This is a genomic window from Sphingomonas lenta (assembly GCF_002288825.1).
In the GTDB taxonomy this organism is placed as follows: domain Bacteria; phylum Pseudomonadota; class Alphaproteobacteria; order Sphingomonadales; family Sphingomonadaceae; genus Sphingomonas; species Sphingomonas lenta.
Window position 1 is genome coordinate 314,640 of the sequence record NZ_NSLI01000003.1, and the last position, 20,648, is coordinate 335,287.

Annotated in this window: 20 protein-coding genes and 1 pseudogene; 18 read left to right on the forward strand and 3 right to left on the reverse strand. The window is 71.9% G+C overall.

All coding sequences use genetic code 11. From position 1 onward, the window contains the following. Positions 1-4 precede the first annotated feature (4 nt). From CKY28_RS08795 to CKY28_RS08805, 3 genes are read left to right on the forward strand one after another with little or no spacing between them, the layout of a single operon-like run. The gene (locus CKY28_RS08795) at positions 5-703 is read left to right on the forward strand and encodes an alpha/beta fold hydrolase (RefSeq protein WP_095997970.1); all 699 of its coding nucleotides are present in this window, start codon (positions 5-7) and stop codon (positions 701-703) included. Continuing rightward, on the forward strand, positions 700-1,839 hold the full coding sequence (locus CKY28_RS08800; protein ID WP_095997971.1) for a cobalamin-independent methionine synthase II family protein: 1,140 nt from the start codon (positions 700-702) through the stop codon (positions 1,837-1,839). Before CKY28_RS08795 ends, CKY28_RS08800 begins: the two co-directional genes overlap by 4 nt. Then, positions 1,836-2,606 (forward strand): HpcH/HpaI aldolase family protein, encoded by a 771-nt coding sequence (locus CKY28_RS08805; RefSeq protein WP_095997972.1) that lies wholly within the window; start codon positions 1,836-1,838, stop codon positions 2,604-2,606. Before CKY28_RS08800 ends, CKY28_RS08805 begins: the two co-directional genes overlap by 4 nt. A gap of 211 nt (positions 2,607-2,817) precedes the next feature. On the opposite strand, the gene CKY28_RS08810 is transcribed toward CKY28_RS08805, so the two are convergent. After that, the gene (locus tag CKY28_RS08810) at positions 2,818-3,777 is read right to left on the reverse strand and encodes a cupin domain-containing protein (RefSeq protein ID WP_095997973.1); all 960 of its coding nucleotides are present in this window, start codon (positions 3,775-3,777) and stop codon (positions 2,818-2,820) included. 102 nt (positions 3,778-3,879) lie between these two features. Here CKY28_RS08810 and CKY28_RS08815 point away from each other — a divergent pair, with 102 nt between their 5' ends. From CKY28_RS08815 to CKY28_RS18220, 5 genes are all read left to right on the forward strand, one after another. Next, positions 3,880-4,767 (forward strand): ester cyclase, encoded by an 888-nt coding sequence (locus CKY28_RS08815; protein WP_176473027.1) that lies wholly within the window; start codon positions 3,880-3,882, stop codon positions 4,765-4,767. Beyond that, the gene (gene hisD / locus CKY28_RS08820) at positions 4,760-6,088 is read left to right on the forward strand and encodes a histidinol dehydrogenase (RefSeq protein WP_095997975.1); all 1,329 of its coding nucleotides are present in this window, start codon (positions 4,760-4,762) and stop codon (positions 6,086-6,088) included. The genes CKY28_RS08815 and hisD overlap by 8 nt, the downstream gene beginning before the upstream one ends. Continuing rightward, entirely contained in the window at positions 6,085-6,837 is a 753-nt protein-coding gene (locus tag CKY28_RS08825; protein WP_095997976.1) for an SDR family NAD(P)-dependent oxidoreductase, read from the forward strand. Before hisD ends, CKY28_RS08825 begins: the two co-directional genes overlap by 4 nt. Beyond that, a complete protein-coding gene (locus CKY28_RS08830) occupies positions 6,834-8,060 on the forward strand; it encodes a glycoside hydrolase family 32 protein (RefSeq protein ID WP_176473028.1) in 1,227 nt (408 codons plus the stop codon). The genes CKY28_RS08825 and CKY28_RS08830 overlap by 4 nt, the downstream gene beginning before the upstream one ends. A gap of 542 nt (positions 8,061-8,602) precedes the next feature. Next, the gene (locus CKY28_RS18220) at positions 8,603-9,172 is read left to right on the forward strand and encodes a hypothetical protein (RefSeq protein WP_141243889.1); all 570 of its coding nucleotides are present in this window, start codon (positions 8,603-8,605) and stop codon (positions 9,170-9,172) included. A 141-nt stretch (positions 9,173-9,313) separates the two neighbouring features. Here CKY28_RS18220 and CKY28_RS08840 read toward each other — a convergent pair whose 3' ends face one another. Further along, positions 9,314-10,159: an AraC family transcriptional regulator gene (locus CKY28_RS08840; protein WP_141243890.1), complete on the reverse strand. Its 846-nt coding sequence runs from the start codon at positions 10,157-10,159 to the stop codon at positions 9,314-9,316. Between the two features lie 52 nt (positions 10,160-10,211). Here CKY28_RS08840 and CKY28_RS08845 point away from each other — a divergent pair, with 52 nt between their 5' ends. Genes CKY28_RS08845 through CKY28_RS08865 form a run of 5 tightly spaced genes read left to right on the forward strand, consistent with a single transcriptional unit; the run spans position 10,212 to position 15,814 of the window. Then, complete coding sequence (locus CKY28_RS08845; RefSeq protein ID WP_176473029.1) at positions 10,212-11,060, forward strand: phytanoyl-CoA dioxygenase family protein; 849 nt, start codon at positions 10,212-10,214, stop codon at positions 11,058-11,060. Beyond that, positions 11,057-11,959, forward strand: a complete 903-nt coding sequence (locus CKY28_RS08850) for a phytanoyl-CoA dioxygenase family protein (RefSeq protein ID WP_095997980.1) — start codon at positions 11,057-11,059, stop codon at positions 11,957-11,959. Before CKY28_RS08845 ends, CKY28_RS08850 begins: the two co-directional genes overlap by 4 nt. An 11-nt stretch (positions 11,960-11,970) precedes the next feature. Beyond that, positions 11,971-13,089, forward strand: a complete 1,119-nt coding sequence (locus tag CKY28_RS08855; RefSeq protein ID WP_095997981.1) for a phytanoyl-CoA dioxygenase family protein — start codon at positions 11,971-11,973, stop codon at positions 13,087-13,089. 29 nt (positions 13,090-13,118) lie between these two features. Then, positions 13,119-15,026 (forward strand): glycoside hydrolase family 2 protein, encoded by a 1,908-nt coding sequence (locus tag CKY28_RS08860; RefSeq protein WP_095997982.1) that lies wholly within the window; start codon positions 13,119-13,121, stop codon positions 15,024-15,026. Beyond that, complete coding sequence (locus CKY28_RS08865) at positions 15,023-15,814, forward strand: SDR family NAD(P)-dependent oxidoreductase (protein WP_217989574.1); 792 nt, start codon at positions 15,023-15,025, stop codon at positions 15,812-15,814. The genes CKY28_RS08860 and CKY28_RS08865 overlap by 4 nt, the downstream gene beginning before the upstream one ends. Positions 15,815-16,169: 355 nt before the next feature. Here CKY28_RS08865 and CKY28_RS08870 read toward each other — a convergent pair whose 3' ends face one another. Then, entirely contained in the window at positions 16,170-16,409 is a 240-nt protein-coding gene (locus CKY28_RS08870) for a hypothetical protein (RefSeq protein ID WP_095997983.1), read from the reverse strand. Between the two features lie 61 nt (positions 16,410-16,470). On the opposite strand from CKY28_RS08870, the gene CKY28_RS19085 reads away from it, so the two are divergent. The 5 genes and pseudogenes from CKY28_RS19085 to araD1 all read left to right on the forward strand — a co-directional run bounded on the left by CKY28_RS19085 (position 16,471) and on the right by araD1 (position 20,580). Continuing rightward, positions 16,471-16,626 carry a hypothetical protein gene (locus tag CKY28_RS19085; protein WP_245841736.1) on the forward strand — a complete coding sequence of 52 codons (156 nt, stop codon included), beginning with the start codon at positions 16,471-16,473 and terminating at the stop codon, positions 16,624-16,626. Continuing rightward, positions 16,593-16,796, forward strand: a pseudogene (locus CKY28_RS19350) (SDR family oxidoreductase); the annotation flags it as partial. The gene CKY28_RS19085 and the pseudogene CKY28_RS19350, both read left to right, overlap by 34 nt. Before the next feature lie 186 nt (positions 16,797-16,982). Further along, on the forward strand, positions 16,983-17,948 hold the full coding sequence (locus CKY28_RS18955; RefSeq protein ID WP_217989586.1) for a patatin-like phospholipase family protein: 966 nt from the start codon (positions 16,983-16,985) through the stop codon (positions 17,946-17,948). Positions 17,949-18,037: 89 nt separating this feature from the next. Continuing rightward, the gene (locus CKY28_RS08880) at positions 18,038-19,597 is read left to right on the forward strand and encodes an aldehyde dehydrogenase (NADP(+)) (RefSeq protein WP_095997984.1); all 1,560 of its coding nucleotides are present in this window, start codon (positions 18,038-18,040) and stop codon (positions 19,595-19,597) included. Then, entirely contained in the window at positions 19,594-20,580 is a 987-nt protein-coding gene (araD1, locus tag CKY28_RS08885) for an AraD1 family protein (RefSeq protein ID WP_095998572.1), read from the forward strand. The genes CKY28_RS08880 and araD1 overlap by 4 nt, the downstream gene beginning before the upstream one ends. The last annotated feature ends 68 nt before the right edge of the window (positions 20,581-20,648 follow it).

Here is a 20,648-nt window from a genome sequence, read left to right on the forward strand (position 1 = left end):
CCACGTGCGCGCGACGCCCGTCCTGCTCGCCGGCAACATGTGCGACGGTCGGCTCTGGACCGACTCGGTGCGCGCGTCGCTGCCGGGCGCGGTCGACGCCGACCTCTCCTGGGACGACTCGATCCGCGGCATGGCCGAACGCGCGCTCGCGGCGGCGGACGGGCCGCTGCTTCCTGTCGGCTTCTCCATGGGCGGCATCGTCGCGCTGGCGATGGCGGACCTCGCGCCCGACCGCATCGCCGGGCTCGTGCTGCTCGACACCAACGCATCGGCCGACCTGCCCGAACGCGCCGCGGCGCGCCCGCGCCAGCAGGCCGACGTGCTCGGCGGCGGCCTGGAACGGGTCCTCGTGGAGGAGCTCAAGCCCAACTATCTGGCGGCGGCGAACCGCGGCGACCGCGCGCTCCTCGACCTGCTCCGCGACATGGGGATGGCGCTCGGGCCGGACGTGTTCGTCCGCCAAAGCGAGGCGCTGCGCACGCGCCCCGACCTCCGCCACGTGCTCCCCGCGCTCGACGCGCCGGTGCTGCTCCTGTGCGGCGAGGAGGACCGGCTCTGCCCGCCCGACTGGCACCAGGACCTGGCCCTATCGGCGCGCGACGCCGTGCTCCACGTCGTCCCGGACGCCGGCCACATGCTCCCGCTCGAGCGCGCGGACGCGCTCGCCCACCACCTGACCGCTTGGCTGAAGGAACACGCATGACCCGCATCGCCACCACCCATGTCGGCTCGCTGCCCCGGCCCAAGCCGGTGTCCGACATCCTGGTCGCGCTGGAGCGCGGCGAGACGGTCGACGCCGCCGAGGCCGACCGCGCCTTCCAGGCCGGCGTCGACGAGGCGGTGCGTCGTCAGGTGGAGGCCGGCGTGACGATCGTCTCCGACGGCGAGATGGCTAAGATCAGCTACGCCACCTACATCAAGGACCGCATCACCGGCTTCGACGGCGACAGCCCCAGGCGACCGCCCGCCGACCTGGAGGCGTTCCCCACCTTCCTCGAACGCCAGGCCAAAGGAGGCGGCACGCCCACCTATCGCCGCCCCCGCTGCGTCGGCCCGGTGCAACCGAAGACCCTTGCTCCGCTCCACGACGACGTGCGCCGGTTCAAGGCTTCGCTCGCCGCACACGGCGACCCCGCCGGCTTCATGAACGCCGCCTCGCCGGGCGTCATCGCGCTGTTCCAGCCCAACGATTTCTACCCTACCGACGACGATTACCTGGAGGCGGTCGCGGAGGCGATGCGGCCCGAGTACGAGGCGATCGTCGCAGCCGGGCTGATCCTCCAGCTCGACAGCCCCGATCTCGGGCTCGGCCGGCACATGATGTACAAGGACCGGAGCGACCCCGACTATCTCGAGCGCATCGGCCGCCACGTCGCCGTGCTCAACCACGCGTTGCGCAATGTACCCGCGGACAGGGTGCGGATGCACGTCTGCTGGGGCAATTACGAGGGGCCGCACCACTGCGACGTCGAGATGGCGGTGATCCTGCCCACGCTGATGACCGCCAAGCCCGCCGGCCTCTTGTTCGAGACCGCCAACCCCCGCCACCAGCACGACTGGGAGGCGTTCGCCGACCAGCTGTCGACCATCCCCGACGACAAGGTGCTCATCCCCGGCGTGATCGACTCGACCACCAACTTCATCGAGCATCCGCGCGTCGTCGCCAACCGCATCCGCCAGTTCACCGACCTGGTGGGCGCCGACCGGGTGATCGCGGGGACCGATTGCGGCTTCTCGACCTTCGCCGGCTTCGGCGTGGTCGACCCGGAAATCGCCTACGCCAAGCTCGCCGCCTTGGCGGAAGGCGCGGAGATCGCGTCCAGGAGGCTCGCCGCGTGAACCTCAAGGCGAGGCTCGCGGCGGGCGAGTTCCTGCTCGGCACCTTCCTCAAGACGCCGTCGCCGATCCTCGTCGAGGTGCTGAGCGACTGCGGCCTCGACCTGCTCTGCCTCGACGCCGAGCACGCGCCCTTCGACCGGCTGCAGATCGACGCCTGCGTCCACGTCGCGCGCGCGGGCGGGCTGCCCGTGCTGGTGCGCACGCCCAGCGCCGCGCCGGAGCACATCCTCAACGCGCTCGACTGCGGCGCGGACGGCGTGCTCCTGCCGCACATCCGCAGCCGCGCGGAGGCGGAAACGGCGGCCAAGGCCTGCGCCTACGGCCCGGGCGGGCGCGGCTACGCCGGCTCCTCGCGCGCCGCGCGCTACGGCCGCGCGGCCATCCCCGAGCACCTGGCGACGAGCGCGGAGCGCACGGTCGTCGTCGCGCAGATCGAGGACGTGGAGGCGCTGGACGAACTCGACGCCATCGCCGCCACGCCCGGCATCGACGCGCTGTTCGTCGGCCGCATCGACCTGACGATCGCGCTGGGCCAGACCTCGTCCGACGCGCCGGAGGTGATCGAAGCGGTGAACCGCGTCGTCGCCGCCGGCCGCGCCGCCGGCCGACCCGTCGGCATGTTCGTGCCCCGCGACGCGGACGTGGCGGGCTGGCGCGAGAAGGGCGCGACGCTCTTCCTGCAAGGCTCCGACCACGGCTTCCTCCGCACGGGCGCGGCGGCGCTCAGGCGGGCGGTCGAGAGTCATGGTCTGGCCGAGCGAGGCTAAAGCGTCTCAGCCCCTCACGTCACCCCGGACTTGTTCCGGGGTCCATCGCTGTCCAGGCGATCCGCTCGAGGGACGTGGTGCGACCGGGCAGTCATACCCGCTACCGTCTCGCGCGTCCGACGATGGACCCCGGAACAAGTCCGGGGTGACGAAGGGGCAACAAAGGGGGTGACGGGAAGGAGTAGCCGGCTCAGCTGAGCCGGATCGGAGTTCAGGTCCCGCGCACCACGAACAGCACCGCGCCTCGATCGCTCACGAGTCGGCGCGCGGGCCCGACCGGCACCGTCATCGTATCGCCCTGGCCGAGCGCGACCCGCTGGCCCTCGACGTCCACCACCGCCCCGCCGCGATGGACGAAGACCACCTCCGGCCCGGTCGGCACTCCGTCCGCCGCGTCGCCGGCCGCGAGCTCGATGCGTGACAGCGTGAACCCGTCCGTTGCCGCCAGCGCGCCGCCCTCGCCGATCAGCAAGCGCTCGCCCGGCGCGGGTCCGGCGGGCGCGCGGGCGATGACGGCTTCCGCGTCCGCCGGCGTCATGCGGCGGAGCGACTCGACCATCTCGCGGCTGGTCGGCGGCATGGGCGCGACGCCCGGCGGCGGCGTTTCGCCGCGCGTGGTGTCCACGAGGGCGCCGTTCTCCAGCAGCACGAGGCCATAGTCGCGCGCCATCTCGAACACGCGCGGCGCCCAGGTGACGCGGCCGGGATCGTCGCCGCCCAGCACCGACCAGAGGAAACCGGGCTCGTCGTCGGGCGAGCCGATGTTGGTGAAGCCGCGGAACGCCTTGATGGGAAAGCTCACCGCGTCGCCCGGGCTCGCCTCGACGCTCGCGTCCTCGCCGTTCTCGCCGAAGTCGAAGCGCCAGCGGCCCGTGTGTACCACGAACACCTCGGCGGTATCGTGGCTGTGCTGCGAGTTGACGCAGTTCGCCGGCTGACGCGCGCCGCCGATGTTGAAGCCGTGCGGTTCGGCGATATGGACGTGCTGGTCGGGATTTTCGGAGACGCCCGGCCCGATGATGGTGAAGTTCTCCTTCGCCTCCGATCCCGGCGTGCGCGTGTCGATGAAGGCGTTGAGGCAGGGCCGGAGGTCGCGGTAGCGCACGACGCGCCCCTCCAGCGTCTCCGCGGTCCAGCGCGTTCCGACGTCTCCGGTAGCGACCCCGTCCATCTTTTCCTCCCCGCTCGGCCGTTCACACTTGAAGTGCTTTGCATTCGCAGTCAATAACAAGTCATGGGGCGGATGCGGACGGAACCGGCGATTTTCGGGCGCATGTCCGAGCCATGGCTCGCGCCCGACCACCTGCTCCGCGCCGGCGTACCCGTCGAAGAGGGCGTCGGGGCCGATTTCGTTGCCACGCGACTCGCGGGGCCGCTCGCGGCGGCGCTGCCCGGCCACGAAGTGCGGGTCGACCTGACGCTGGCGGGGACGTTCGACGGCGCGCACTGGCGCGCGTGGAGCGGCCACCTGCTCGGCCTGTTCGAGCGGCCGCTCTGGGGCGTGCCGCCGACCGACCGGCTCGCCTACTTACGCTTCGGCTGCTTCGAGCGCGAGGAGGGCGGACATGTCGCCGAGACGCTGCTGCTCCTCGACCTGCCCTCGCTCATGCGCCAGGCGGTATGCTGGCCGCTGGCCGAGCCGCCCGGCCCCGATCCGCTGGCCCCTGCGCCGCGAACGGCTGACGGCGACGCCGCGGCGAGCCTCGCACGCGTCGAGGCGATGATCGCCGGGCTGATGCGCTACGACGGCCGCTCGCTCGCCAGCATGGGTATGCGCGAGCACTGGGTGCCGCAGTTCAACTGGTTCGGCCCCGCCGCGATAGGCTCTTTCCGAGGCCATACGGACTATGAGCGCGGCCACCAGGGCCCGTTCCTCCGCGCCTTTCCCGACCGCGTCGGCGGCAACCACCGCGCGCGCATCGCCGAGGGCGCGCTGGTGGCGTCCACCGGCTGGCCGAGCATCCGCGCGACGCACGGGGGCGACGGCTGGCTGGGGCTGGCCGCGACGGGTCGCGCGGTCACGATGCGCGTGATGGATTTCTGGGCGGTCGAGGACGGGCTCATCACCGACAATTGGGTGATGATCGACGTGCCCGATCTGCTGGCGCAACTCGGCGTCGACCTGTTCGGCGCGCTCAACGGGAGTGGGACGAATGGCTGAATGGCTGAAGCGGGGCGGTGCCATGGCGGGGCGGGCGGAGCTCGACCGGCAGGTGCGCGAAACGGTGGAGCGCACGCTCGCCGACATCGAGGCGCGCGGCGACGCCGCCGTGCGCGAGCTGAGCAACAAGTTCGACCGCTGGGACCGCGACGACTATCGGCTGACCGATCGCGAGATCCAGGACTGCATGGACCAGCTCTCGGGCCAGGACCTGAAGGACATCGAGTTCGCTCAGGCGCAGGTTCGCAACTTCGCGCAGATCCAGCGCGACTCGATGCTCGACGTCGAGCAGGAGACGCTGCCGGGCGTGGTGCTCGGCCACAAGCACATCCCCGTGAATGCCGCGGGCTGCTATGTGCCCGGCGGCAAATACCCGCTGCTGGCCTCCGCGCACATGAGCGTCATCACCGCCAAGGTCGCCGGCGTCGGCCGGGTCATCACCTGCGCCCCGCCGTTCGAGGGCAAGCCCGCACCCGCGATCGTCGCCGCGCAGGCGATGGCGGGCGCGGACGCGATCTACGCGCTGGGCGGCATCCAGGCGGTGGGCGCGATGGCGCTCGGCACGCAGTCGATCGACGCGGTCGACATGCTCGTCGGCCCCGGCAATGCCTTCGTCGCGGAAGCCAAGCGCCAGCTGTTCGGCCGCGTCGGCATCGACCTGTTCGCCGGCCCTACGGAGACGATGGTCATCGCTGACGAGAGCGTTGACGGCGAGATGTGCGCGACCGACCTGCTCGGCCAGGCCGAGCACGGGCCGGACAGCCCCGCGATCCTCATCACCAACTCGCGCAAGCTGGCCGAGGACACGATGCGCGAGGTCGAGCGGTTGCTCCGGATCCTGCCCACTGCGCCCATCGCGTCGAAAGCGTGGGAGGCGTATGGCGAGGTCGTCGTTTGCGAGGACGAGGCGGAGATGGTCCGCGTCGCCGACGACTACGCCAACGAGCACGTCCAGGTCATGACGCGCGACCCGGACTACTTCCTACAGAACATGACCAACTACGGCGCGCTGTTCTTAGGCCCGCGCACCAACGTCGCCTATGGCGACAAGGTGATCGGCACCAACCACACGCTGCCGACGCGCAAGGCGGCGCGCTACACGGGCGGGCTGTGGGTGGGGAAGTTCCTGAAAACCTGCACCTACCAGAAGGTGCTCACCGACGAGGCGTCGACCTTGGTGGGCGAATATTGCAGCCGGCTGTGTGCGCTGGAGGGCTTTGCGGGCCACGGCGAGCAGGCCAACCTCCGCGTGCGCCGTTATGGCGGGCGCAACGTGCCCTATGCGGGCCGCGCCGAGCCGCTGGAGGTCGCCGCCGAGTGACATTGCCCCGAACGCCCTCCTTCCGCCTCGACGGCCGCCGCGCGCTGGTGACGGGAGCGGGTAGGGGCATCGGCCTCGCCGCCGCGGCCGCGCTGGCGGAGGCGGGGGCGGCCGTGACGCTGGTCGCGCGCACGGGCGCGGAGGTGGAGGCGGCCGCCCGCGAGATGGGGAATGCGGACTGGGCGACGCTCGACGTGCTGGACCTCAGCGCAACCGCCGCCTTCTTCGCCGAGCGGCCCGCCTTCCACGTCGTCGTCAACAACGCGGGCACCAACCGGCCCAAGCCGCTCTGGGACGTGACGCCGGACGATTACGACGCGGTGCTCGACCTCAACCTCCGCGCGGCCTTCTTCGTGGCCCAGGGCGCGGCCAAGGCGATGATCCGCGATCGTCTGGCCGGCAGCCTGATCCACATGGGGTCGCAGATGGGTCATGTCGGCGGCCCGAACCGCTCGCTCTACTGCGCCAGCAAATGGGGGCTGGAGGGCATGAACAAGGCGTTCGCGCTCGACCTCGCGCCGCACGGCATCCGGTCCAACACGATCGCGCCGACCTTCATCGAAACGCCGATGACGCGCCCTTTCCTCGACGACGAGGCGTTCCGCGCGTCCGTGCTCGCCAAGATCAAATTGGGGCGGCTGGGAACCGTGGAAGATCTGATGGGTGCAATCGCCTTCCTCGCCTCCGATGCCTCATCCATGGTGACCGGGACCAGCCTCGTCGTCGACGGCGGCTGGACCGCCGATTGAGCTACCGCTTCCACGCCGCCGCGCTGCCAGGCGAGTGGATCAACGACCCCAACGCGCTGTTCTTCGCAGACGGCCGCTACCACCTCTACGTCCAGCATGCCGCCGACGCGCCCGAGTTCAAGGCGGTGGGCTGGGCTCATCTCTCCAGCCCCGACCTTATGGATTGGCGCTGGGAAGGCGTGGTGATGCCGCCCGACGAGCGCGCTTCGATCTACTCGGGCTCGATCGTCGCAGCGCAGTCGCCGCGGCTGTTCTTCACCCGGCACGAGCGCGAGGGTCCCTGGCAAACGCAGCATAGCGCCGTGCTCCGGCCTGACGGCCGGAGCGTCGGCGCGCCGTCAGGGCCGATCGGCCCGGCTGGGCGCAACATGCGCGACCCGTTCGTCTTTCGCGGCCCGGATGGGTGGCGGATGCTCGTCGCACGCCCTTGCGACTGGACCGCGTGGCGCGACGACTCGCCCTCCGTGCTCGAGCTCTGGGGATCGCCCGACCTCGATCGCTGGGAAAGGCTGGCGACGATCGGCTCCTGGTCGCCGCCCGGCGTCATGTGGGAGGTGCCCGCACTCCTCGATTTCGGCTCCGTCCAGGCGCTGATCCTGTCGCTCGTCGACCGGCGCGCGGACACGGCCGAGTGCGAAGTGCGTTACTGGCTCGGGCGAATGACCGACCTGGGCTTCGCGCAAGCGCCGAACTTCCCGCCAGATGGCGTGCTGCTCGACCACGGGCCCGACTTCTACGCCGCCATCCCCAACGCCGCCGAGGGCTGGCCGACGCCCGACCGCGTCGTCGTCGGCTGGGCCTCGAACTGGCGCACGGCGCGGCTGGCGCCCTGGCCCGACGCGCGGGGCGGCGGCCCCATCGCGATGCCGCGCCATGTCGAGCTGGCGGGCGATCGCCTGGCGTCGCGTCCGGCGATCAGCCGGGAACCGACATCTCGCGGTTTCCTGGCCACGGGCGGGCGCGTGCAGGTCTCGCGCGGGGACAGCACGGTCGAGGTCTCGGTGGCGGACCGCCATGTTGTGGTTCGTCGCGTCGCTCCCGGCCTACCTCGCTTCGAGCGCGCTGCCGCCACGGCCCCCACGCGCGGTGGGGAGGCGCTACTCTTCATCGACGGCCCGTTGGTGGAGCTGTTCTGGAACGGCATTGCGGTGACTGCCGCCATACCCGGTGACGGTGACGTTCGGATCGCGTGGGGTCTCGTCAAAGCAGCTGCCGTGGACTGACATCAGTTCATTGGTGAGGGTCGGAAACCGTGCTTCGAACTCGAGGCACTGCGTATTGGAGCTGATTTCCGTCCACGTGATCCACCCGCCATCATCGTAGATGGCGTTCCGGGTTTCTGCATCGACCAGGCGATCGTCCGTAGACAGCCCAGAATGAGCCGAGATCAGCCAGCTGAACGACCATCCGATTTCGGGGAGCGCCTCCTCAGCGCTTGACGGCCGTCATGAGTTCATCGGAGCCGCGACCCGGCCGTCATTCCGATGGGCACTGGTGAGCCGGTCAGCGCCGAAGTGAGCGCTGGGCAGCATTCCAGACATCCTTGGGCAGACTCCTCCGGGCCAGCTTGGACGCCAACGTCGCAGGTTCCAGGCTTGAGGCCATGAATCGGATCATCGCCGCGCTCTTGCTGCTCGCAACCGCATCCGGTCCGAATGCCCGACCGGAACCGAGAACGCCGGGCGAAGCCTTCGCGGTGGAGCGCTAGACTGTATCGATCCGTCCCGACCTCGCGACCACCGCCGTTTCCGGTACGGAGACGATCGTGCTGCGCGCCACCTCCGACCGGGTGGCTCGGCTGGTGTTCTCGGCCAACGCGCTTCGGATCAACGGGGCGAGGGTCGAGGGCGCCGCGGGTTCCGTCTCGTCGGGCAAGGAACGGGTCGTGTTCTACTTAGCCCATACTTTGCGGAAGAGAGGCGAGGTCCCGCTGCGCTTCCGGATCGACGGCACGCCGGCGCGGGACGTCACGATGATGCCGGGCGGCATCTACACCGGCTGCTTCGCGGGCGACTGGATGGTCTGCCTTGAGGACGCGCCGGGCGACGAGACGCATCCGGCGATCGACCCGGCTCTACTCGCCTTACCTCCTTGCGATCGCCGCGGGCGCTTTCGTGCACGGATCGGTCCGGACCGCGCAAGGAGCGCTCGCCCATCTGAACGCCAGGGAAACGAAGGCCGACTTGGCCGAACTGTTCGCGAGCACGCCCACCATGGCGACGTTCTTCTTCCACTCGCAGGTATGAGCCGCCGTTCTGATCCGGGTAGGCTCATCGATGATGCCGTGCGACGAGTCTTCAGCCGCGCCGCGCGACGGTCGCCTCACGCAGCCTGACGAGTACCTCGTGTGCTGGGACGCTGGGACCGCTCTCGACGCTTCAAGCGCGGGAGAAGCAGCGGCATTTCTTCCCACGGAAAACCTTTCACGCTTGCCTGAACTCCGAGGTGCGAGGACTAGCACTCGGCGCCCGCCAACTCATACGGCGAAATCTCCGCCGTTCCGATAAGATCGGGGCGGTAAGCCCGACCAGCGGCGGAACGCTCTGGAGAAGCCGGCCGGGTCCGCGTAGCCGACCTCCTCCGCGATGCGCTCGGCGCTCATGTCCGATGCGCGCAGCAGGTGCGCGGCGCGCGTGAGGCGGAGATGCGCGACATGGCGCATCGGCGAGCGGCCCAGATCGGCGGCCGAGAGCTGGCGCAGCCGCTCCTCGCTCAAGCCCAGCTCCGCCGCGAGCGTGGGCACATTCCAGGGACGCGCCGGGTCCGCCTCCACCTTGGCCCAGAGCCGGTCGAGCCTGCGCTCGCGCCCCGGCCGGCGCAGCAGGCGTTCGAGGTGGAGATGGACGAGCTCGCTCCAGTGCCGCACGGCGACGGGATCGGCGGCGCCGCGGGCCTCGCGCACCAGCCCGAGCAGCGCCGCGCGCAGCGGCTCGGGATCGAATTCCAAGAGCAAGGGCGACGTCTCGGCCGCGACGGGCAGCGTGCCCGCGCCGCGCCCATAGGTGGCCCAGCCGACCGTCCAGCGGGCGCCGGCGCGATAGGCGTGGCCGGATTTGGCGGGCAGCACATAGGCCTGTCCGCGCCGGCACGGTCGCCACCGGCCGTCGACCCAGACCTCGCCTTCTCCCCCGAAGCAGCAGAGCACGGCGGCTTGGCGCGGCCTGCGCCGGACGAAACGGAAGCCGGGGCGGGCGAGCGAGACGCCTGCCGATACGATCGGCCGCTCGCCGAGCGGGCCGCCTGGCGATGCGACGACGTATTGCTCGCGCGTGTCCGGCCCGACGGTTTGGGTTTCGGCAAAGTCGGGTTGGGCCGGGAGCATGGCGCAAGCCTGGCACGACCGGCATATCGGCGCAATCGGAGGTGCCGTTTCCATGTCGGACGTCGATCCTTCCTCCTTGCGCGCCGAACTCCTGGAGCGCGGCTTCGCGCGGGTGCCGGGCGTGCTGTCGCCCGACGAGGTCGGGCGCTTGCGCGAGGTGACGGACGGCCTGCTCTCGGAGCATGCGGCGCGCAACGCGGCCTACAAGGCGCAAGGCAGCATGATCCCCGTCACCAAGCACCCGGCGCTCGCCGACTTGGTGGCGCACCCGCGCGCGCTGGGCGTGCTGGCGCGGCTCGGCTGGCCGCGGCCGAGCTTCACGGACGGCTACGTCATCTCCAAGCCGGGCGGGTCGCCGCCCCTGTTCTGGCATTATGACTGGTTCGCCTGGGAGGACGGCGCGGGTGCGGGCGAGGTGCCGCCGCAGTTGTTCGCCATGTATTACCTCACCGACACGAGGCGGGAGAACGGGTGCCTGCGCGTGATCCCCGGCTCGCACCGCCGACATAACGCGCTCCACGACCTGCTGGTCGAGCCGCACGGGGCGGCGCTGACCGCGGCCGCCGACTTGTCCGATCCCGCCTTCTCCGAGCGGCCGGACGAGGAGGACGTGCCCGTGGCCGCGGGCGACCTGCTCGTCGGCGACGCCCGGCTGCTCCACGCCGCGCACGCGAACGGGACGGCGGAACGGCGCACGCTGATCACCCTCTGGTACCAGCCCGACTTCGCCGCCTTGCCGGAGCGCGTTCAGGCGCAGCTGGCCATGCAGGTGCGCCGACCGGGCGAGGGCTGGCCCCGGCAAGCCCGCGCCAAGCTGGAGGCGCTCTTCCCGAGCTACGCCGGTGGAGCCGAGCCCTATCCGCGCCAGCTCTACCGCCGGCCCGAGGAGGTCGCCGCATGATCGACACGCAAGCGTTGCGCGCCGCCTACGACCGCGACGGCTTCGTCGCGGTCGAGGGGCTGCTCTCCCCGGACGAGGTGGCGGGCCTGAAGGCGGAGGCGGCCGCCATCGCGCGCGGGCTGCGCGGGCCGCTGATCGGCGCGGAGCCGCGCGACGGCGCGTCCGACGACGAGGTCATGGCCGACATCCTGGCGATTCACTTCCCGCACAAGACCTCCGTGGTCGTGCTGGACGCGGTGAAGCACCCGCGCATCGTGGAGGTGGTCACGGCGCTGATCGGGCCCGACGTCAAGTCGATGCAGACCATGTTGTTCATGAAGCGCGCGGGCAAGCCGGGCCAGGCCTGGCACCAGGACGAGCACTTCATCGCGACCCGCGACGGGTCGCTGATCGGTGCGTGGATCGCGCTGGACGACGCGACGGTGGAGAACGGCTGCCTTTGGATGCACCCCGGCTCGCACCGCGACCGCGTGCTCTACCCGATGCGGCCGCACCACGACCCGCGCTTCGACCATTCGGACGAGATGTACGGCTTCCCGTACGCGCGAGAGGGCGGCGTGCCGGTCGAGCTCAAGGCGGGCGGCGTCGCCTTTTTCGACGGCTACGTCCTCCACCGCTCGCTCGACAACCGGGCGGGAGGCGGCTTCAGGCGCGCGCTGGTGACGCACTACATGAACGCCCGGTCGCTGCTGCCCTGGGCGACCGACGGCCGGCGCGCGCCCGTGGACCATCGCGACGTCGTGATGGTGGCGGGCGAGGACCCTTACGCCTGGAAGGGCGTGGAGGACCTGATGTTCCCGTACGTCCGCGCCGACGATCCGGAAAAGGCCAAGACCCTGTTCGCGCAGCTGCACGCGGAGGCGGAGCGCCGTCGCGAGGCGCGCCGCGCCGCGGCTTGAGGAGCACCCCCATGAACATCGACCTCACCCCTGACCAGATCGAGCGCTATCGCCGCGACGGGTTCGTCGTGCTCGAACGCGTGCTGGACGAGGCGGAACTGGAGCTGTGGCGCGCGCAGGTCGGCGAGGCGGTGGACGAGCGCGTGACGCATCAGAACGGGCTCAACAACCGCTTCGACGGCGCGGACCCCTTCTACGCCAAGGTGTTCACCCAGGCGCTGCGCCTGGCGGACACGCACGCCGGCGTGCGCGACTTGGTTGTGGACGAGCGGCTGGGCGCGCTGGCGGGCGAGCTGGTGGGCGCGGACGCGATGCGGATGTGGCACGACCAGGCGCTGGTGAAGGAGCCCTACGCCAACCAGACCGCTTGGCACCGCGACACGCCCTACTGGTCGTTCCACAGCCCGGACGCGATCAACTTCTGGGTGGCGCTGGACGACGCGACGCTCGCGAACGGCTGCCTCTGGTACCTGCCCGGCACGCACCGCATGGGCGACTACCGCCTAGTCAAGATCGGGTCGAACATGGGCGACATGTTCGCCGAATACCCGGAGATGGCGGCGATCGAGGCGGTGCCCGCGCCGTGCCCGGCGGGGTCGATCGTGGTGCACAACGCGATGGTGGTGCACGGGGCGGGGCCGAACATGACGCCGCGCCGCCGCCGCGCGATGACGACGGCCTATTTCCCCGACGGCTGCACGTACAACGGCCGTCCGGACACGCTGCCGCTGGCCTATTCGCGCACGCTGCGCGAGGGCGACCCGCTCGACGACGACCGCTTTCTGCCGCTGGTGTGGAGCCGCGACGGGCGGCGCGGCGTGGACGCGATGCGCCCCGTCGCGGCGCGGGTCGGGGAGGGCGAGGCCACGCTGACGCTCCCCGCGCTGGAGGCGTTGCTGCGCTCGAGGCCCGCGCCGGCGCGCGCGCTGCGGCTCGACTTCGGCGAAGCGGGGGCGATCACCTGGGGGCCGGAGGGAACGGCGCCGGCGGCGACGCTCACGACCGACCTGCTGACCTTGGAGCGCGTCCGCGACGGCGCGCTCGACCCGCGGGTCGCGTACATGGCGGGTCGGCTCAAGGTCGAGGGCGACGAAGAGGCGGTGCGCGAGCTGCGGGCCGTCTATGCCTGACCATCCCGGCTTGCGAGAGAGGAGACGGCATGGCTGAGGCCGATCCCCGGGGCGAAACCAGCGCGTTTCACCGCATCGACCCCGGCGCCTACCCGCGCCCACAGTTGCGCCGCGAAGGCTGGGTGGACCTATGCGGTTCCTGGGGCTTCGCGCACGACGACGGTGACCGGGGCGTGGCGGAACGTTGGTTCGAGGGCGGCGCACCTGCGTTCGACCGTGCGATCATCGTCCCCTTCCCGCCGGAGAGCCGGGCAAGCGGCATCGGCGACCCCGATTTTCATCCGATCGTCTGGTACCGCCGCACGATCCGCGTCGGGCCCGCCCAGCGTACCGGCCGCGTGCTGCTCCACTTCGGCGCGGTCGACTACCGCGCGCGCGTCTGGGTGAACGGACGCCTGGCGATCGAGCACGAGGGGGGGCACACGCCGTTTTCGGCCGACATCACCGGCCTGCTGGAGCCCGGGCCCGAGCAGGTCGTGGTGGTCCGCGCCGAGGATTTGCCCGACGACCTCGGCCAGCCTCGCGGGAAGCAGTACTGGCAGGAGAAGCCGGACTGGATCTGGTATCACCGCACCACCGGCATCTGGCAGCCCGTGTGGCTGGAACCCGTGCCGACGGCGAGGGTGGCGGAGCTGCGCTGGACGCCCGACCTCGACCGCTTCGGCGTCGACCTGACCGTCCGGTTCGACGGCGCGCCGCCCGAGGGCGCGCGCCTTCGCGTTCGGCTCTGGGGCGACCGGCCGCGGCGGCTGCTCGCGGACGACAGCTATCTCGTGGGCGGCTCCGAGCTGTCGCGCACGATCCTGCTCGACCCCAACGAGTCGATGCGGTCGAGGTGGCGGCTCACCTGGGCGCCGCACCACCCGCGCCTCGTCGATGCGGAGTTGACGCTTGAGGACGGGACCGGCCGTCCGATCGACCGCGTGGAGAGCTATTTCGGCCTGCGCTCGGTCGAAGCGCGCGACGGGCGTTTCCTCCTGAACGGCTCGCCCGTCTTCATGCGCCTCGTGCTCGCCCAGAACTACTGGCCGGACACGCACCTGGCGGCCCCCTCGGCGGACGCGCTCAGGGAGGAGGTGCTGCTGGCCAAGTCGATGGGCTTCAATGGCCTTCGCATCCACCAGAAGATCGAGGACCCGCGCTTCCTCTACTGGTGCGACAAGCTCGGCATGATGGTGTGGGGCGAGGCGGCCAACGCCTTCGTGTTCCACGACCGCGCCGTCGAGCGGCTGAGCGCCGAGTGGATGGCGGCGGTCCGGCGCGACTACAGCCACCCGTGCATCGTCGCCTGGGTGCCGCTGAACGAGAGCTGGGGCGTGCCGAACCTCGATCACGACCCCCGCCAGCGCAGCTTCACGCTCGGGCTGTACCACCTGACGCGGGCGCTGGACGGCACGCGCCCGGTGATCGGCAACGACGGCTGGAGCCACGCGGCCGGCGACCTGTTCGGCGTCCACGACTACGCGCCCGACGCCGCGACGCTCGGCGAGCGCTACGGCTCGCGCGAGGCGATCGAGCGGACGTTCGCGCAGGTGCGCCCGCACCATGCCCCGCTGCTGTCGGGCGGCCACGCGCTTTCCGACGAGCCGGTGGTGGTGAGCGAGTTCGGCGGGCTGACGTTCAAGCCGGAGGTGGGCGAGACCTGGTTCGGCTACGGCACGCACGTGGACGCGGACGCGTTGCTCGCGCACTACGCCGAGCTCACCGGCGCGCTGCTCGACTCCACGGCGCTCGCCGGCTTCTGCTACACGCAGCTGACCGACACCGAGCAGGAGACGAACGGGCTGGCCACCGTCGACCGCGTGCCGAAGATCGCGCCCGAGAAGCTCCGCGCGGTCAATGGGCGTCCCAGCCGCGCAGTGCCGAGCGAGATCCTGGACGCAGTGATGATGGCCGAGGTCGAGCGCCGCCGCGCGGCGGGGCGGGACGGGCGGTGAGGCTGTCCGGCCTGAGCGTGGAGGGCCGCGTCGCTGTGGTGACCGGCGGCGCGGGCGGGATCGGGCGCGCGTTGGTCCTCGAGCTACGTCGTCGGGGAGCCGCCCACGTCGCCGTCGTCGACCGGAATATGGCCGGCGCGGACGCGGTCGCGTCGGAGGTGGGCGGCAGCGCCTGGCAGTGCGACGTCGGCCGCGAGGCCGACGTGCGGGGCGTCGTCGAACTGGTCGGGGCGAGCGCGGGCCCGGTGGGGTTGTTCTGCTCCAACGCGGGCGTGCTCGAGCGCGACCCCGACGTCGAGGATCCGACGTCTGCGTCCGAGGAGGCTTGGGAGCGGAGCTGGCGCGTCAACGTCATGGCCCATGTCTACGCCGCGCGAGCTTGCCTGCCCGGCATGCGCGAGCGGGGCGAAGGGTGGTTCCTGCAGACGGTGTCGGCCGCGGGGCTGCTGTCGCAGATCGGCGCCGCAGCCTACTCGACCACCAAGCACGCGGCGCTCGGGTTCGCGGAGAGCCTGGCCATAGCGGTCAGGGAGCACGGGGTCGGCGTCTCCGCGCTCTGCCCGCAGGCGGTCGGCACGGCCATGGTCGAAGGGCGCGAGATGTGGGGCGCGGACGTCGACGGGGTGGCGACGCCCGAGCACGTCGCCGCGTGCGCGATCGACGGCGTGGAGGCGGGGCGGTTCATGATCCTGCCGCACCCGCAGGCGGCCGGGTACGTGCTCGGCAAGGCCCAGGATCACGACCGCTGGATAGACGGCATGGCCAGGCTGAGGGGCCGGCTATCGTGAGCAGCCGTCCCCAAGTCAGGGGTGCGGTCGAACCCTGTTCCCGCTGCCACATCTAAAGTCCCCGCCGAGAGATCGGCGGGGGCGTTCTCGCTGGCGGCACAGCCGGAACGCGTCATCGAGCACGGGGGAGCAGAGGCTGGCCCGAGTCCCGTTCGGCGTACCCGTCACGCTGGACGGGATCGGTCCCAAGCTCGTGAAGCGCGTCGACGGGATGCCGCTCGGTTCCAACGCGCGCGAGCTCCGGGTTGAATTCCAGGGCTTGCGCGCCGCCGGGTCGCGACGGACACCCACGTCGCCGAGCGGCTCCGGAGCCGGTCGTGGCGCTGGCCGGTCGGATCGCGGGAGCCCGCGACCGTCACCTTCGTCTGGTACGCATCCGCCATCCGGCGGCGAGCGTCTCGTAGAAGACGTCGCCGGCGTCCACGAACTCGGCGAAAACGCAGAACGCGAGATGGTAGGGAAAGGGCCGCCTAGGCGGCCATCTCAGCGTGGAGGAGGGCGGCAGCGGGATCGCGGCGAGGACGAAGAGGCGCCGCTCGAGCGGCCTTTCGAGCCGGGTACGGTGCTGGAAACCCGGTAGCGTGTGGGACGCCATGCCGCACGTCCTTGAGTCGGGGTTATGCCGACATGAACGCCCTCGAGGTCTGCCGCCTCGCATGAACCCGTTCCATCTCTCAGGCGAAGTCGCGGTCGTCACGGGCGCCAACACCGGCGTCGGCCAGGCGCTCGCGCTCGCGGGGGCCAGGGCTGACGTGGTCACCGTGGGTCGCTCGCCCGCGCCAACGAATGGGCGGCCCGCGGCGTGCCGGTGAACGCCATCGCGCCGGCCTATATCGCCGCCAACAACACGGCGGCGCTCCAGGCCGGCGAGAACCGCAGCAAGGCAATCCTCGACCCCATCCTCACCGGGCGCTGGGACTCGCCCGCGGACCTGGGCGGCGCGGCCGTGTTCCTGGCGGTGGACGGCTGTTGGCCGGCAAGGTGGTGCCCGTCCCGAGCTCAGTCGAGGGAGGGCGGTTCGTCGCGTTCGGCGAGGTCGTGCTGCGCCTGCTCCCGCCGGGGCGCGAGCTCTTGCTCCAGTGGCCGCAGCTCGACGTCTGGGTCGCTGCGCTCCGCACTCGCGGCGATCGGTGCTATACCGTCGGCATCACAGGCGGGAGATCGTGCGGTGGCGGGAGGGCTTGCGGTTGTCCTGAGCGGCGGGGGCGCGAGGGGCGCGTTCCAGGTCGGCGTGCTCGACGAGCTCGTCACCCGCCGCGGCGTCGAGATCGACATCTTCGCGGGCGTGTCGACCGGCGCGATCCAGGCGCTCGGCGGCGCGCAGGACGACATCCCCGGCCTGCTCGACGCGTGGCTGGGCCTGCGCGGGAACAAGGACGTCTATGTCGGCCGCGGCGGGATCATGGGCGGGCTGCTGGGCAACGACTCGCTCTACGACGCCCGGCCCTTGCGCGCCCGCTTGAAGGCGTTCGCGGACGAGGAGCGGCTGCGCGCCACGGGCAAGAAGCTCAGGCTGGGCGTGGTGAGCCTGACCTCCGGCGCGTTCCGCGTCGTCGCCGAGAACACGCCGGGGATCGCCGACTGGGTTTACGCGAGCTCGGCCATGCCCGTGTTCTTCCGCCCGCTGGTCACGCGCGCCGCCGACGGCGCGGAGGAGCAGTGGGTCGACGGCGGCGTGCGCGACGTCACCCCGCTCGACGCCGCGCTGGAGCAGCGGCCGCGCGCGGTACTGGTCGTGCTGGCGTCGCCGCCGACCCCCGCCGCGTCCGCGCCGCGGCGCTACTCGGACCTCGTCTCCGTGGGGCTGAGGTCGGTGTCGATCCTGCAGTCGGAGGTGGTCGCCAACGACACGGCGAACGCGTCCTTGATCAACGACCTGATCGCCGCGCGCGAGCGTCAGGAGGTGCTGCTGACCCAGGCCGGCCTGAGCGCCGAGGCGCAGCGGCGGATCCTGGCGCCGCTCGACGCGGAGCTCCAGCGCTACCGCTTCGCGCCCATCCGGATCATCGCGCCCGACCGGGAGGTCGCCGAAACGCTGGAGTTCGATCCGGCGCGCATCCGGGCGGCGATCGACGCGGGCCGACGCGCGGCCGCGGCGTCCTGGGCGGGCCTGGAGCCGGTGCTCCGCGGCTGAGCGGCGCGGGCCGGCGATGGTTCGCCCGCTTGCGCCGGGCGTGCGCGCCGACTAACCGGCTATTTGTCCGAGTAGAAGAGGTGAACCGCATGCAGGTCAACGGTGCGATGCTGATCGGGGCGGGCGAGGCGTGGACCGAGCGGCGCTTTTCGGCGCCCGGCGGCGACACCGGTTTCAGCTCCGCGGGGCCGGACGAGGCGGCGCGGGCCTGCGCGCTCGCCGAGGCGGCGTTCCCCGGCTTCTCCGAAACCGATCCGGCCGCGCGCGCGGCGTTCCTGGAGGGGGTGGCGGATGCGATCGGCGAGATCGGCGACGCGCTGATCGAGCGCGCGATGGCCGAAACGGGCCTGCCGCGCGCGCGGCTGGAGGGCGAGCGGGGGCGGACCACCGGCCAGCTCCGCCTCTTCGCCGAAATGCTCCGCCGCGGCGACTGGGCGGACGCGACGATCGATCCCGCCATGCCCGACCGCCAGCCGCTGCCGCGCCCGGACCTGCGCCGCCGCAACGTCGCGCTGGGGCCGGTGGCGGTGTTCGGCGCCAGCAACTTCCCGCTCGCCTTTTCGACCGCGGGCGGCGACACCGCCTCCGCGCTGGCGGCGGGCTGCCCCGTCGTGGTCAAAGGCCACCCCGCGCATCCGGGCACGGGCGAGCTCGTCGCGCGCGCCGTCCGGCACGCGGTCGCGCAGGCGGGGCTGCACGAGGGCGTCTTCTCCTTCCTGCCGGGCGAGACGAACGAGCTGGGCGGCGCGCTCGTCGCCGATCCGCGGATCAAGGCGGTGGGCTTCACCGGGTCGCGGGGAGGCGGGCTCGCGCTGATGCGCATCGCGGCGGCGCGGCCCGAGCCCATTCCCGTCTACGCCGAGATGAGCAGCATCAACCCCGTGATCCTGCTGCCCGCCGCGCTGAAGGCGCGCGCGGAGGCGCTAGGGCCGGCGTTCGTCCAGTCGCTGACGATGGGGGCGGGGCAGTTCTGCACCAATCCGGGGCTGGTGCTCGCCGTGGCGGGCCCCGCGCTCGACCGCTTCGTCCGCGCCGCCGCCGACGCGCTGGCCGCCGCGCAGCCGCAGCGCATGCTCACCCCGGGCATCCGCCAGGCCTATGAGCAGGGCGTGGAGGCGCTGGAGCGGCACGCCGCCGTGGAGCTCGTCGCCAGGGGCTGCGTCGGCGAGGGCCAGGACCAGGCGTCGGGCGCGCTGTTCCGGACGGACGCGGCGGGTTTCCTGGGCGACCAGGCGCTCGGCCACGAGGTGTTCGGCTCCTCGTCGGTCGTCGTCGCCTGCCGCGACCTGGACGAGATCGCGCGCGTTCTGGCGGAGGTCGAGGGCCAGCTCACCGCCACGCTCCACCTCGACCCGGCGGACGAGCCGCTGGCGGCGCCGCTCGTGCCGCTTCTTCAACGCAAGGCGGGGCGCATCCTCGCCAACGGCTGGCCCACGGGCGTCGAGGTCGCGCACGCGATGGTGCATGGCGGGCCTTTCCCCGCCACCAGCGACGGGCGCACCACGTCGGTCGGCACGCTGGCGATGCAGCGCTTCCTGCGCCCCGTCTGCTACCAGGGCCTGCCCGACGGCCTGCTCCCGCCCGCGCTCCGCGACGCGAACCCTTGGGGCCTGCCGCGCCGCGTCGACGGCGAGTGGCGGGGCGCATGAGCCGGCTGTCGCTCGTCCAGTTCCGCGACGCGGACGGCGCGCGCGGCGTCGCGGCGCTGGGCGACGACCGCGCGGCCCGGCGCGTGGAGGGCGTCGCCTCCGTGCTGACGCTCGCCGAGCGCGCGCTGGAGGCGGGTCTCGACCTGGCCGGCGCGGTCGCGCGGCAGGGGCTGGGCGGACCCGTCGACCTCTCCGAGGTCGCGCTGCTGCCGCCCGTCGACCATCCCGATCCCGCGCATCTCTGGCTGACGGGCACGGGGCTCACGCATCTCGGCTCGGCGGAGGGCCGCGACAAGATGCATCGCGACGCGGCCGCCGCGGGCGCGCCGACCGACTCGATGCGCATGTTCCTCATGGGCGTGGAGGGCGGCAAGCCCGCGCCCGGCGCCGTCGGCGCGCAGCCCGAATGGTTCTACAAGGGCGACGGCTCGCAGCTCGTGGCGCCGGGCGCGCCGCTCGCCGCGCCCGCATTCGCGTCGGACGCGGGCGAGGAGCCGGAGATCGCGGGCATATATCTGATCGACCGCGACGGCGCGCCCGTGCGGCTCGGCTTCGCGCTCGCCAACGAATTCTCCGACCACGTCGTCGAGCGCGGCAACTACCTGTGGCTCGCGCATTCCAAGCTGCGGGAGGCGGCGATCGGCCCCGAGCTGCTGGTGGGCGACCTGCCCGCCGACGTGCGCGGCGCGAGCCGCATCCTGCGCGGCGGCGCGACCCTGTGGGAGAAGCCCTTCCTGTCGGGCGAGGCGAACATGAGCCACAGCCTCGCCAATCTCGAGCACCACCACTTCAAATACGCACTGTTCCGCCGGCCGGGCGACGTCCACGTCCACTTCTTCGGCACCGCCACCCTGTCGTTCAGCGACGGCGTCCGGACCGAGCCCGGCGACGTCTTCGAGATCGAGGCCGAGCCCTTCGCGCTGCCGCTCAGGAACCCCGTCGCCGTCGCCGAGTCCGCGCCCGTCACGGTCCGCGCGCTCTGAACGCGCGGGGCGGCCCCGCTCTCGACAAGGGGCGTGCCGGCGGCCTAGCGTCCGCGACGAAAGGGGAG

What these genes read in the sequence shown, in the direction of transcription:
- araD1 (WP_095998572.1), top strand. Translation starts at nt 19,594, where the DNA reads ATGAGCCGGCTGTCGCTCGTCCAGTTCCGCGACGCGGACGGCGCGCGC.
- CKY28_RS08840 (WP_141243890.1), bottom strand. Translation starts at nt 10,159, where the DNA reads ATGCTCCCGGCCCAACCCGACTTTGCCGAAACCCAAACCGTCGGGCCG.
- CKY28_RS08815 (WP_176473027.1), top strand. Translation starts at nt 3,880, where the DNA reads ATGTCCGAGCCATGGCTCGCGCCCGACCACCTGCTCCGCGCCGGCGTA.
- CKY28_RS08880 (WP_095997984.1), top strand. Translation starts at nt 18,038, where the DNA reads ATGCAGGTCAACGGTGCGATGCTGATCGGGGCGGGCGAGGCGTGGACC.
- CKY28_RS08855 (WP_095997981.1), top strand. Translation starts at nt 11,971, where the DNA reads ATGAACATCGACCTCACCCCTGACCAGATCGAGCGCTATCGCCGCGAC.
- CKY28_RS19085 (WP_245841736.1), top strand. Translation starts at nt 16,471, where the DNA reads ATGAACCCGTTCCATCTCTCAGGCGAAGTCGCGGTCGTCACGGGCGCC.
- CKY28_RS08870 (WP_095997983.1), bottom strand. Translation starts at nt 16,409, where the DNA reads ATGGCGTCCCACACGCTACCGGGTTTCCAGCACCGTACCCGGCTCGAA.
- CKY28_RS08810 (WP_095997973.1), bottom strand. Translation starts at nt 3,777, where the DNA reads ATGGACGGGGTCGCTACCGGAGACGTCGGAACGCGCTGGACCGCGGAG.
- CKY28_RS08860 (WP_095997982.1), top strand. Translation starts at nt 13,119, where the DNA reads ATGGCTGAGGCCGATCCCCGGGGCGAAACCAGCGCGTTTCACCGCATC.
- CKY28_RS08800 (WP_095997971.1), top strand. Translation starts at nt 700, where the DNA reads ATGACCCGCATCGCCACCACCCATGTCGGCTCGCTGCCCCGGCCCAAG.
- CKY28_RS08850 (WP_095997980.1), top strand. Translation starts at nt 11,057, where the DNA reads ATGATCGACACGCAAGCGTTGCGCGCCGCCTACGACCGCGACGGCTTC.
- hisD (WP_095997975.1), top strand. Translation starts at nt 4,760, where the DNA reads ATGGCTGAATGGCTGAAGCGGGGCGGTGCCATGGCGGGGCGGGCGGAG.
- CKY28_RS08845 (WP_176473029.1), top strand. Translation starts at nt 10,212, where the DNA reads ATGTCGGACGTCGATCCTTCCTCCTTGCGCGCCGAACTCCTGGAGCGC.